Source organism: Sphingobium aromaticiconvertens, assembly GCF_037154075.1.
Classification (GTDB): Bacteria; Pseudomonadota; Alphaproteobacteria; order Sphingomonadales; family Sphingomonadaceae; genus Sphingobium; species Sphingobium aromaticiconvertens.
Genome location: NZ_JBANRJ010000001.1, coordinates 3,573,788 through 3,585,691, shown reverse-complemented (window position 1 = coordinate 3,585,691; position 11,904 = coordinate 3,573,788). Strand labels below are relative to the sequence as shown.

Annotated in this window: 11 protein-coding genes and 1 tRNA gene; 4 read left to right on the top strand and 8 right to left on the bottom strand. The window is 62.2% G+C overall.

Annotation, left to right across the window (positions count from 1 at the left end; genetic code table 11):
- Positions 1 to 103: 103 nt before the first annotated feature.
- Positions 104 to 194: transfer RNA gene (locus WFR25_RS17105), tRNA-Ser, on the bottom strand.
- 89 nt (positions 195 to 283) lie between these two features.
- On the opposite strand from WFR25_RS17105, the gene WFR25_RS17100 reads away from it, so the two are divergent.
- Complete coding sequence (locus tag WFR25_RS17100) at positions 284 to 1,186, top strand: peptidylprolyl isomerase (RefSeq protein WP_419723165.1); 903 nt, start codon at positions 284 to 286, stop codon at positions 1,184 to 1,186.
- 308 nt (positions 1,187 to 1,494) lie between these two features.
- On the opposite strand, the gene purQ is transcribed toward WFR25_RS17100, so the two are convergent.
- Both purQ and purS read right to left on the bottom strand, forming a co-directional pair.
- Entirely contained in the window at positions 1,495 to 2,169 is a 675-nt protein-coding gene (gene purQ / locus WFR25_RS17095) for a phosphoribosylformylglycinamidine synthase subunit PurQ (protein WP_336972523.1), read from the bottom strand.
- A gap of 3 nt (positions 2,170 to 2,172) precedes the next feature.
- On the bottom strand, positions 2,173 to 2,406 hold the full coding sequence (gene purS / locus WFR25_RS17090; RefSeq protein ID WP_336972522.1) for a phosphoribosylformylglycinamidine synthase subunit PurS: 234 nt from the start codon (positions 2,404 to 2,406) through the stop codon (positions 2,173 to 2,175).
- A gap of 163 nt (positions 2,407 to 2,569) precedes the next feature.
- On the opposite strand from purS, the gene WFR25_RS17085 reads away from it, so the two are divergent.
- The gene (locus WFR25_RS17085; RefSeq protein ID WP_336972520.1) at positions 2,570 to 2,719 is read left to right on the top strand and encodes a hypothetical protein; all 150 of its coding nucleotides are present in this window, start codon (positions 2,570 to 2,572) and stop codon (positions 2,717 to 2,719) included.
- Between the two features lie 54 nt (positions 2,720 to 2,773).
- Here the strand turns inward: WFR25_RS17085 and purC are convergent, their stop codons facing one another.
- From purC to WFR25_RS17060, 5 genes are all read right to left on the bottom strand, one after another.
- Positions 2,774 to 3,562: a phosphoribosylaminoimidazolesuccinocarboxamide synthase gene (gene purC, locus WFR25_RS17080; RefSeq protein WP_336972518.1), complete on the bottom strand. Its 789-nt coding sequence runs from the start codon at positions 3,560 to 3,562 to the stop codon at positions 2,774 to 2,776.
- A 468-nt stretch (positions 3,563 to 4,030) separates the two neighbouring features.
- Positions 4,031 to 5,440, bottom strand: coding sequence for an alpha,alpha-trehalose-phosphate synthase (UDP-forming) (gene otsA / locus WFR25_RS17075; RefSeq protein WP_336972517.1), 1,410 nt, complete (start codon positions 5,438 to 5,440; stop codon positions 4,031 to 4,033).
- Complete coding sequence (locus WFR25_RS17070) at positions 5,437 to 7,161, bottom strand: glycoside hydrolase family 15 protein (RefSeq protein ID WP_473829112.1); 1,725 nt, start codon at positions 7,159 to 7,161, stop codon at positions 5,437 to 5,439. Before WFR25_RS17070 ends, otsA begins: the two co-directional genes overlap by 4 nt.
- Before the next feature lie 254 nt (positions 7,162 to 7,415).
- Positions 7,416 to 8,177 (bottom strand): trehalose-phosphatase, encoded by a 762-nt coding sequence (gene otsB / locus WFR25_RS17065; protein WP_336972515.1) that lies wholly within the window; start codon positions 8,175 to 8,177, stop codon positions 7,416 to 7,418.
- 76 nt (positions 8,178 to 8,253) lie between these two features.
- On the bottom strand, positions 8,254 to 8,424 hold the full coding sequence (locus WFR25_RS17060) for a hypothetical protein (protein WP_336972514.1): 171 nt from the start codon (positions 8,422 to 8,424) through the stop codon (positions 8,254 to 8,256).
- Positions 8,425 to 8,545: 121 nt separating this feature from the next.
- Between WFR25_RS17060 and WFR25_RS17055 the strand changes: the two genes are divergently transcribed.
- Complete coding sequence (locus WFR25_RS17055; protein ID WP_336972510.1) at positions 8,546 to 9,466, top strand: LysR substrate-binding domain-containing protein; 921 nt, start codon at positions 8,546 to 8,548, stop codon at positions 9,464 to 9,466.
- Between the two features lie 89 nt (positions 9,467 to 9,555).
- On the top strand, positions 9,556 to 11,844 hold the full coding sequence (parC, locus tag WFR25_RS17050; RefSeq protein ID WP_336974936.1) for a DNA topoisomerase IV subunit A: 2,289 nt from the start codon (positions 9,556 to 9,558) through the stop codon (positions 11,842 to 11,844).
- Positions 11,845 to 11,904: the final 60 nt, after the last annotated feature.

Sequence of the window (11,904 nt, the reverse complement as noted above, 5' to 3'; positions counted from 1 at the left end):
GGCAGCTGTCGTCATCTGCGATACGGATTGACGACGGGAAGGGCGCAGAACTGCGCCGTTTTTAAGAGGTTTGATGGATAATGCTGTCCGGATACGGACTGCTTGGCGGAGCGGCAGGGATTCGAACCCTGGATACGCTTTTGGCGTATACTCACTTTCCAGGCGAGCGCCTTCGACCACTCGGCCACCGCTCCGCATGCACTGGAAGGCGGCTCCCTATCGCGCGGTGAGGCACTAGGCAAGGGGCCGTCTTTACTTTCTCCATATCGTCAGGCTTGATGCGATGATGCGCCCGCTTTTTGGATCGTCATTTGCCCTTGCCCTGCTGGCAACAGCGCCTGTGTATTCGGAGCCGGTTACGCCCAGTTTCGTGGTCGCACAGGCGCCCGCAACCGCGTGGCAGGTCATTCCGGCTAACGACCTGCTGGTGATGATGCTTCCGGACGACCGGCGCGTCGTCATCCAGTTGGCGCCAGTTTTCAGTCGGGCGCATGTCGCCAATATCCGCACACTTGCCCGCGCGCATTGGTGGGACGGAACCAGCATCAACCGGGTGCAGGATAATTATGTCGTCCAGTGGGGCGACCGCAGCGAAAAGAAGCCGCTGCCCGCAGATATGCCAACAGGCCTTGTCGAAGCCTATACGGTGCCGCTCTCGGCCTTGGGTGGCGCGCGCATCACGCCCTTGCCCTATCCCGACAGCTATGCGCGCAAGGCTGGTTTCATCGATGGCTGGCCGGTCGCAATGGATGAACGGGTGGCCTGGCTGCCGCATTGCTATGCGATGGTCGGCGTCGGTCGCAACCTGTCGCCCGACGCGGGCACCGGCGCGGAGCTCTATGCTGTCATCGGTCAGGCACCACGCCAGCTCGATCGCAATATCGCTGTGGTCGGCAGGGTGATAGAAGGGATGGAGGTCCTCTCCAGCCTCCCGCGCGGATCGGGCGACCTGGGCTTCTACAAGGGAGAGGAGCGTCCCATACCGATTCTCTCGGTTCGCCTGGGCAGCGATCTGCCTGCGGCCAAACAACCCCGCTTTCAGATTATGGACACCGCATCGGCCAGCTTCGCCGCCTGGTTGAAGGTCCGCGCCAACCGCAAGGATGATTTCTATAACCTGCCCGCAGGCGGCGTAGATTTGTGCAATGCGCCGGTGCCTATCCGTCATGCACCGCCCCGCGTATAATAAGGTCCAGTGCGGCCATTTGCCCGTGGCCGATCGAACGACCGAAAGCTTGCCCATGAGCATACCCCACCGTCAATGCCTTGAACTGCATGGTGATTTGTTAGCAAAGCTGGCGGATCGACTGTCCGCTCCCAACCCTGACAGGCATTTAGGGAATGGGTTTGCAACCTACATAATAGCTTGATTTTGTCATGGCCTCACGGGTTGCGCGACGTTTCTCGATTTCGCTCGAAACGAACGGAGGTCGGGTGCGAAACCCAAGTCATCCGGCTCCAGACAATACTCAGCCGGTCAGCGGCGCTCGACCGTCAGGCGCGGGTCATCAGGCCTTCGACCAGACCTTCGAACAGGCGGCGACCATCGGTGCTGCCGTGCGCGGCTTCGATCACCCGTTCGGGGTGGGGCATCATGCCCAGCACATTGCCACCTTCGTTTAGGATACCAGCGATATTGCGGGCCGAACCGTTGATGTTGGTCGCATAACGCAGGGCAATGCGGCCTTCGCCTTCCAGCCTGTCCAGCGTGGCCGTATCGGCGAAATAATTGCCGTCATGATGGGCGACGGGGTAGCTGATCGACTCACCGGCCTCATAGCGGCTGGTGAAGGCGCTCTGCGCATTGTCGACGGTCAGCGCGACATCGCGGCAGACGAAATGGCCGCCCGCGTTGCGAAGCAGCGCACCGGGCAACAGGCCGGTTTCGGTCAATACCTGAAAGCCGTTGCAGATGCCCAGGACGAAGGTGCCGCGCGCCGCCGCGTCGGCCACCGCCTGCATGATGGGCGAGCGGGCCGCCATCGCGCCGGAGCGCAGATAGTCGCCATAGGAAAAGCCGCCGGGCACGCCGATCAGGTCGATGTCGGCGGGCAGTTCGGTATCGCGATGCCACACCATCACCGGCTTGACGCCGCTAACCGCTTCGAACGCTACCGCCAGGTCGCGGTCGCAATTGCTGCCCGGAAAGACGATGACGGCGCTTTTCATGGCTCAGGCCACCTTTTCGATGCGGTAGTTTTCGATGACGGTGTTGGCCAGCAGCTTGCGGCACATGGCGTCCAGATCTTCATCGCTGGTGCCGTCGGCCAGATCCAGTTCGATCAGCTTGCCTGCGCGCACGTCGTTGACGCCGCTAAAGCCCAGACCGTCCAGCGCGTGGTGGATCGCTTTACCCTGCGGGTCGAGGACGCCGCCTTTCAGGGTTACGAAGATGCGGGCTTTCATGGGACAGGGACTCCTGAGGTCGACACTTGGCGCTCCCTATAGCGATTTCGTCGCGTATGGGAACAGCGCGGTCATCGGAAAATCTTGGGGAGCCGCCTTTAGCGATTTGTTAGAGGCCATCCGCTAGGATTGGACAGTTTCGCAACGGAGAAAGCGTTGGGCCATGTCTGGTATTGCCCTTGCCCTGTTCGTCGGGCTTTTCGCCTGGGGTCAGCAACTCGTCGGCTATGACGATCCGCATGGTCGCGTCCAGCTTTCGCTGCTGGCGACCTTCTGCTTTGGTTTGCTGATCGGTTACCGCTCTGGCAATTGAGGCCTGAAGGGTTCGCGCGACCCAGCGGCCGCGCAAACCTTTTAGAATAGAGCCTTAGCCCTCGTCCTTCGCCTTCTTCTTGCGATGGGTGTCGAGGTCGAGCACGGTCGTATCGGCGCCGTCCGGCAGTAGGCCAAGGCGGCGGGCGACCTCCTGATAGGCCTCCACTTCGCCGCCAAGGTCGCGGCGGAACCGGTCCTTGTCCAGCTTCTCGCCGGTTTCCATGTCCCACAGGCGGCATCCGTCGGGGCTGATTTCGTCCGCCAGGATGACGCGGCTATAGTCGCCATCCCACAGGCGTCCGAACTCCAGCTTGAAGTCGACGAGGCGGATGCCAATGCCCGCGAACAGGCCGCACATGAAGTCGTTCACGCGAATCGCCATGTCGGCGATGTCGTGCATCTCTTCCTGGGTGGCCCAGCCGAAGCAGGCGATATGCTCTTCGGAGATCAGCGGGTCGCCCAGCGCATCGTCCTTGTAGCAATATTCGATCAGGGTGCGGGGAAGCTGCGTGCCTTCCTCGATCCCCAGCTTCTTGCTGAGCGATCCGGCGGCAACGTTGCGGACCACGACCTCGATCGGGATGATTTCGACCTGCCGCACCAACTGCTCACGCATGTTGAGGCGACGGATGAAATGGGTGGGGATGCCGATCTGGCCGAGCAGGGTGAAGACATGCTCGGAGATACGGTTGTTGAGCACGCCCTTGCCGGAAATCGTGCCCTTCTTCTGCGCGTTGAAGGCGGTGGCGTCATCCTTGAAATATTGGATGATCGTGCCCGGTTCCGGGCCTTCGTAAAGGATCTTTGCCTTGCCTTCGTAGATTTGGCGGCGACGGGCCATACGCATTCCTGTCTGGTCAAAAATACTGCGCCCCGGCAAACGCGAATCGAATGGATCAGCGGGTGCCGGGGCTGCTTCACCAGCGCCCTTAACGCAAAGCACGTTACCGTGCAATGAAAGGAGGGTCGGATGGGCGTCACCCTTTGTCCATCTCTGTCGGAAGGTGGCTTTGCGCTGAGTCGGAGAGCAAAGCCGTTATTGGCGGTGATTTGCAGGATTCAGGAGCGGCATCTCGCGTTCGGCGTGGGGCTGTTGAACGAGGCCGGGTCCGCCATACAGGTTAACTAGAGCATGATCCGATCAGACTGAATCGGATCATGCTCCCTTTATCTTTTGTTTTCCGCATTTTCCGAGTCAGCAGATGATGTCATCTGCTTAGAAAATGCTCTAGAATATTACGAAAGCAGAAAGCACGTTAAATCAAAGGGCTGGAGCAGGCGCCTGATCCAATGGGATCGCGTTCCTGCTCTAGCCCTCTGTCGGTTCCGGTTCGACTGGGGCGGCGGGTTCATCCTGCGAGATCATCAGGCGGCCGACGAAACAAGTGCGCCACCAGTTGATATCCTGCCCCTCGACACTGTCCATCATCGCGCGCCAGCGTTTCTTGCGCTCGTCCAGCGGCATGGTGAGGGCGCGCAGAATCGCGTCTGACATTTCCTCCGGGCTGTAGGGGTTGATGAGGAGGGCGTCCTTGAGCTGCAGCGCCGCGCCGGCGAAGCGCGAGAGGATGAGGACGCCGGGATCCTGGGGGTCTTGTGCGGCCACATATTCCTTCGCCACCAGATTCATCCCGTCGCGCAAGGGGGTGACGAGGCCGATCTTTGCGCTGCGATAGATGCCGGCCAGCTTGTCGCGGGGATAGCCCTGATTGACGTAGCGGATGGGGGTCCAGTCGACATCGGAATATTCGCCGTTGAGCCGACCCGCGAGTGAATCCAGCGTTGCGCGGATCTGCTGATAGCTCTCGACGTCCTCGCGCGAGGGCGGCGCGATCTGGGTCAGCAGCACCTTGCGATGATGTTCGGGGTGATCCTTGAGGAAGCGGGCATAGCCGTTGAACCGTTCTTCCAGCCCCTTGCTGTAGTCGAGCCGGTCGACGCCGACGATCATCGCCCGATCCTGAAGCGAGGCGCGAAGCCGGTGATGCATGTCTTGCGCCGTGTCGCTGGTCGCAGCTTCGGAAAATTCCTGCGCGTTGATGCCGATCGGACAGGCGACGGCCTGAATGGTGCGGTCGCCCAGCGTAATGAAATCGCCATCGACGGTTCCGCCCATCTCCCGCTCTACATAGTGGCGGAAGGATTCCAGCCATTCCTCCGTATGGAAGCCAACCACGTCATAAGCGAACATGGTCTGCACCAGTTTCGTATGGTGGGGTAGCGAGACGAGCAGGCGGGTGGGCGGCCAGGGGATGTGGAGGAAGAAGCCCATGCGGTTGTTAAGGCCGCGTTTGCGGAGCATGTCGCCCAGCGGAATCAGATGATAATCGTGAATCCATACGACATCCTCTGGCTCGATCAGCGGACTGGCGGTGTCGGCGAAGCGCTGGTTGACGCGATTATAGCCGCCCTCGAAATCGCGGGCATATTCGGCAAGGTCGATGCGGAAGTGAAAGAGCGGCCATAACGTCTTGTTCGCATAGCCATTATAATATTCGTCGATGTCCTGTTCTTCCAGGTCGATCGTCGCGGTCTTGACCCCTTCATCCTCGCTAAAACCGATATGGCCGGAAAACTGGTCCGTCACATTGCCCGACCAGCCGAACCAGATGCCCCGGCTTTCGCGCAAGGCATCGGACAGCGCGACCGCCAACCCTCCCTGATTACCGCCGGTGCCGGGACGGCTCACGCGGTTGGAGATGACTATAAGGCGGCTCATCGACAGGCGCTCCAGGGTTTACTCAGCAGGACGGCGCAGTTGATGATGCCGACCAGGGAATAGGTTTGCGGATAATTGCCCCATAGTTCGCCGGTGTTGGGGTCGATGTCTTCGGAGAGCAGGCCCGCGGCGGTGCGGCGCGACAGCATCTCGTCGAACAGGGTGCGGGCTTCGTCGCGGCGGCCGGTGCGGTACAGCGCCTCGATCAGCCAGAAGGTGCAGACGTTGAAGGCGGTGACAGGCTCGCCGAAATCGTCGGGCGCGCTGTAGCGAAGCATGTCGTTGCCGCGCCGAAGGTCCGCCTCCAATGCTTTCAGCGTGCCGGTGAACATCGGGTCTTCGGCGGTGAGGAAGCGCAGGTCGAGCAACTGGAGCAGCGAGGCGTCGCGGGCGTCATCTTCGAAATTGGCGGAAATGGCCTGGCTGTCCGGGCGCCATGCGGCGTTTACGATGCGGGCGTGCATGGTGTCCGCACGGTCCTGCCAATGGCGTTCGCGCTCCGGCATGTCCAGTGCCTTGGCCGCATGGGCGAGGCGGTCGCAGGCGGCCCAGCACATGACCGCGCTATAGCTGTGGACATGGGCGCGGGTACGCAGTTCCCACAGGCCCGCGTCGGGCTGGTCATAGACTTTCCAGGCGCGTTCGCCGACGGCTTCAAGGGCTTCGAAATCCGCCATTCCGGCCATGCGGAGCAGGCGCTGGTCAATGAAGCCCTGAACCGAGGACAGGACGATCTGGCCATAAGCGTCGTGCTGGATCTGTTCATAGGCGGCGTTGCCGACGCGGACCGGACCCATGCCGCGATAGCCGGGCAGCTTGTCCGCCTCCCATTCGGTGAGGGTGGCGTTGCCACGCACGTCGTAGAGCGGCTGGATATGCCCGCCGCGTGCGCCGTCGACGATGTTGCGCAGATATTCGAGATAGGATTCCAGTACGTCGAGCGCACCCAGCCGATTGAGCGCCTCGACTGTGTAATAGGCGTCGCGGACCCAGCAATAGCGATAATCCCAGTTTCGGCCTGAATCGGCATGTTCGGGAATGCTGGTGGTGAGCGCGGCGACGATCGCGCCGGTTTCCTCATGCTGGCAGAGTTTGAGCGTAATGGCCGACCGGATGACCGCTTCCTGCCATTCGGGCGGGATGGCGAGGCCGCGCACCCACATCTGCCATTCGTGGATCGTGTCATCCAGCATCCGCTCGACCGCCGGGCGCAGCGCGTCGGAGAAGCTTTCGTCCGGCCCCAGGAAGAAATGCGCGTCGCGTTCCAGCCGGAACCAGCTTTCCTGTGAAATCAGGCCGATGGGCGCGTTGGTGGACAGGCGCATGGCCATATAGGCCAGGACCATGCGGACATGGTTGGAACCATAGGTGATCGGCACGGCTTCGCTGTTCCACGATGTCGTCGGGCGCAGGCGGATGCGGATGCGGGGGCTGCCCGCCACGGGGCGCACCACGCGGGCGAAGGCGACCGGGCGGTACATGCGCCCCTTCGCCTTGTGTCGGGGAGAGAAATCGTAGGTTTCTATGGCGTTGCCATGGTCGTCGCTCTGGCGTGTCACCAGTACGGGGGTGTTGCGGATATAATGCTGCTCGACCTTCACGCAGCCTTCCAGTTCGATCGCCCAGAAACCGCGCGCGTCGGGGGCGTCATAGGCGCTGTCGTCGATCAGGGCCGAGAAGACGGGATCGCCGTCCACGCGCGGCACACAGGCCCAGATCATGCGTCCGGCGCGGTCTATGAGCGCTGATGCCTGGCAATTGCCGATGGGCCAAAGGTCCAGTGTACGCTGGTCCGTATGATGTTCACTCGCTGATGGCGCCTGGATCGGACTGCCCCTTTTTCTCGGTAGTTTGACACAGCGGAGCGGAGACCGATCCACTGGATCGCTCACCGCTCCGTTTCATTGCTATCCGCATTTTCCGAGTCGCCGGGTCAGTTCACCCGAGTGGAAAATGCTTGGGGAGGGCTACCGCATCAGATGTGCGGTATGGCCCCCTCGGCCAGATAATGCCTGACGGCGGCAACCTGTTCCAGTCGCCATGCCGCAAGAGTCGCCCGACCCGGCCCGACAAGGATGCCCGCTCCCCCCATATTGGCGGCGGCGGCGAAACCTTCTTCGTCAGTGACGTCGTCGCCAATGAAGATAGGAACGCCGCCAGCCATGGGTGATTCGCGCATCAGGGCGTGCAGCGCGCTGCCCTTGTCCGCGCCGCCGGGGCGCAGTTCGAACAGCATTTTGCCATGCTGAAGGAGGAGGCCTTCGACGGTGAGAGCTTTGGCGAGCATTTCGCAGGCATCCGCCCATATCGGGGCGCCACGGAAATGCAGGGCGACGCTGATGCTCTTGCGCTCGACGAGCAGTCCCGGTTTGTCGGCGACGAATGCCTCCATCACTTTCTGGGCCGTGTCGATCGCCGCAAGGCGGGGAGGGGCGCGGGGGGCTTCGCCAGCGCGGGCAAACTCAAGACCATGGGTGCCCGCGAGCATGAAATCGCCAAGACCAAGGTCGCGCAGGGTGGCGACCGAACGGCCGCTGACAATCGCCAGCCGCCCATTGAGGCGATCGCGCAGGGTGTGGAGCAGGGTGAGAAGATCCGCGTCGACATGGACCCCATCGGGCCGGTCGATGATCGGCACCAGCGTTCCGTCGAAATCGAGAAACAGGGCTGCGCCGTTCAGCAGGGCTGATGGAGGCGGGGGCAGGGCGGGGGAAATGGGAAGGGGTAAATCTGGCACGCATTAAAGGTGGCGCAACGAGCGGGAATGACAACCCCTTGCGTCACCTTTTCATTTTTCGCCCGTTGTCTTTCTGTCAGCCCTCACAGCAACGGCGCTCCGCCTGTTGCGTTGCCCAGGGCGCCGACCACTGGCTGCGGTGCAGCACGCGGAAGGCCTGCATGATCCGGTCGAGCAGCCGATCTATCCCGGCATTGCTCTCTTCCCGCAGGCTGTCCAGCAGCCGATCATCATATTCGTCGCGCATCGTCCTATCTCCGTGTTCGAGGAAAGCCGATATTTTCGGCCCGTCCGATATGGCTGATGTGCGAGAGGCAGGCCAACAAAGGCTGGACCTTTCAGATAAGCCTGGCTTATATATTGTCGCCATGGTCCCGCTTCCTTCCCTTGCCGCCATTCGCGTGTTCGAGGCCGCCGCTCGCCTTGAAAATTTCACTGCCGCCGCACAGGAACTGGGGATGACGCAGGCGGCTGTCAGTTATCAGGTGAAGTTGCTGGAGGAGCGGCTGGGCCTCAGCCTGTTCCAGCGACAGGGGCGGCGCGTGGCCCTGACCGACAAGGGGCGGGAACTGGCGCCGGTCATCATTCGTGCCTTCGACCAGATGCGACAGGGCTTTGCCGCGCTGGAGCAGGATCATGCGACGGTGTTGACGATCAGTTGCACCAACAGTTTCGCGCATCTGTGGCTGGCGCCAAAGATCGGGGCATTCCAGATGCATCATCCTGACCTTGCGGTGCGTATTCAGGCGGAAGATGCGGTCGTCGATCTGGCGCGGGATGGCATTGATCTGGCCGTGCGCGGGGGGCAGGGGCACTGGCCCGGCATGCATGTGCAATTACTGACCCATAATCGCCTCGCGCCACTATGCAGCCCGGTCTGGCTGGAATCCTATGGCGCGATCGCGGACGCGCAGGCGCTGTTTACCGCGCCGCGCCTGTCACCCGACGATATGTGGTGGCACGAATGGTTCGCGGCGATGGGCGTGGAGGCGGGGGAGGCGCACGCCATTCCCGGCATCGCGCTGGATTCGCAGGTCATGGAAGGGCGCGCGGCGATGGCGGGGCAGGGCGTCGCCATCGTCAACCTGTTCATGTGGAAGCAGGAGGTGGAGGCGGAGCTGCTGGTCGAGGCTGTTTCCTCCTATGTCCGCGAACTGGCGAGCTACTGGATCGTTTGCCCCACCCACGCTCGCAACACGCCCAAGGTGAAGGCGTTTCGGGACTGGATCAGCGGCGAGTTTGCGCGGGAAATCGCTGCGGATCCGGAGGGGCGCTATTTGCCGCGATGAGCCAGTGAGCAGCCTGTCCGGGCGTGGAAGCTGCATTCCCCGCTGAAACAGCATTTGCCACAGGCGTCGACCCTGCTATCCCGACCGTGATGACCGATTTTCGCGACCCGTTCGACAGTATCAAGGACCATCCTTTCGACGCGGCGCTGTCCGAACGCTATCTTGTCTATGCACTCTCCACCATCACCGCGCGGTCGTTGCCGGACCTGCGCGATGGGTTGAAGCCTGTGCATCGGCGGCTGTTATGGGCAATGCGGCTGCTGAAGATGGAGCCTTCCGGCGCCAGCCCCGATGTGCTGGTCGCCAATCCGGCGCGCAACACCACCAGTTACAAGAAGTGCGCGCGCGTCGTCGGTGATGTTATCGGCAAATATCATCCGCATGGCGACACCTCCGTCTATGACGCGATGGTGCGGCTGGCGCAGGATTTTTCGCTGCGGACGCCGCTGGTCGATGGGCAGGGCAATTTTGGCAATATCGACGGCGATAATGCCGCGGCCATGCGCTATACCGAGGCGCGTCTGACCCAGCCTGCGGCCGACCTGATGGCCGGGCTGGACGAGGGCACGGTCGATTTCCGCCCGACATATAATGGCGAGGATGAAGAGCCGGAGGTGTTCCCCGGCCTGTTCCCCAACCTGCTGGCTAATGGCGCCAGCGGTATCGCGGTCGGCATGGCGACCAGCATCCCGCCGCAGAATGTCAGCGAACTGATCGACGCGGCGTCGCTGCTGATCGAAAATCCCGATGCGGATCATGCGGCGCTGATGGAGATTGTGAAGGGACCGGACTTCCCGACCGGCGGCGTGCTGGTGGACAATGCCGCGATCATCTCTGAGGCTTATGCCACCGGGCGGGGCGCCTTCCGCACGCGGGCGCGCTGGCACAAGGAAGAGGGGGGGCGTGGCACCTGGGTCGCGATCGTCACCGAGATTCCCTATCAGGTGCAGAAGTCGAAGCTGATCGAGCATATTGCTGCGCTCATCAACGATCGCAAGCTGCCGATCCTGGCGGATGTGCGGGACGAGAGCGACACGGAAATCCGTATCGTCATCGAGCCGCGCGCGCGGACGGTCGATCCCGATGTGCTGATGGACAGCCTGTTCCGGCTGACCGATCTGGAAAACCGGTTCAGCCTGAATCTCAACGTGCTGGGTGCGGACCGGACCCCGCGCGTCATGGGGCTGCGCGAAGTGCTGGTCGAATGGTTGCGGCACCAGATCGACGTGCTGGTGCGGCGGGCGCAGCATAGGCTGGACAAGATTGCCGCGCGGCTGGAACTGCTCGACGGCTATATCATCGCTTTTCTCAACCTCGACCGGGTGATCGAGATCATCCGTACCGAGGATGAGCCGAAGCAGGTGATGATGGAGGAGTTCAGCCTGACCGACCGGCAGGCCGAGGCGATTTTGAATATGCGCCTGCGGTCGCTGCGGCGTCTGGAAGAGATGGAATTGCGGCGCGAACATGCCGATCTGGTGAAGGAGCGCGACGAGCTGGTGAAGCTGGTCGAAAGCCCGGCGCGGCAGCGCACGCGGTTGAAGCGCGACCTGGCCGATCTGCGGAAACGCTATGGGCCGGAGACAAACATCGGGCGGCGGCGGACGCTGGTGGAGGAAGCGGCCCCGGCACGCGAAATTCCGCTGGAGGCGATGATCGAGAAGGAACCGATCACGGTCATCCTGTCCGAACGCGGATGGATACGCGCGATGAGCGGGCATCGCGATCTGGCTGCGGCCGATACGCTGAAGTTCAAGGAAGGCGACGGACCGATGTTCGCCTTTCACGCGCAGACCACCGACAAGCTGCTGCTGGCGACATCGACGGGGCGCATCTACACGCTGGGCGCGGACAAGCTGCCCGGTGGGCGGGGTTTTGGCGATCCGGTGCGGCTGATGCTCGACCTGGAAAATGACAGCGCGATCATTGCGCTGATGCCCGCGCGTGCTGGGGCTAAATTGCTGCTGGCGGCCACGGACGGGCGCGGCTTTGTCGCCAATGTGGCGGATATCATGGCCGAAACGCGCAAGGGTAAGCAGGTCGTCAATGTCCGTACCGGCGCGCGGCTGGGCGTTATTCGTGTGGTTCCGGCGGAAGCGGATAGCGTCGCGGTGATTGGTGAGAACCGCAAGCTGCTGGTTTTCGCGCTGGGCGAACTGCCCGAAATGGCGCGCGGATCGGGCGTGCAGTTGCAGCGCTATCGCGACGGCGGGCTGTCGGATGCGATTGCGTTCCGGCTGGCGGACGGCCTTAGCTGGGCGATGGGGGGCGACAGCGGACGGATGCGGTCTGAACCGGATATGACGCCGTGGCGTGTGGCGCGTGGTGCGGCTGGGCGGATGCCGCCCAATGGCTTCCCTCGCGACAATAAATTCTAGAAGCTTTTTATGCATAGGATCGCAAGTCGTTGCAGAACCAGGGTTTTCGTGCCTTTCCGG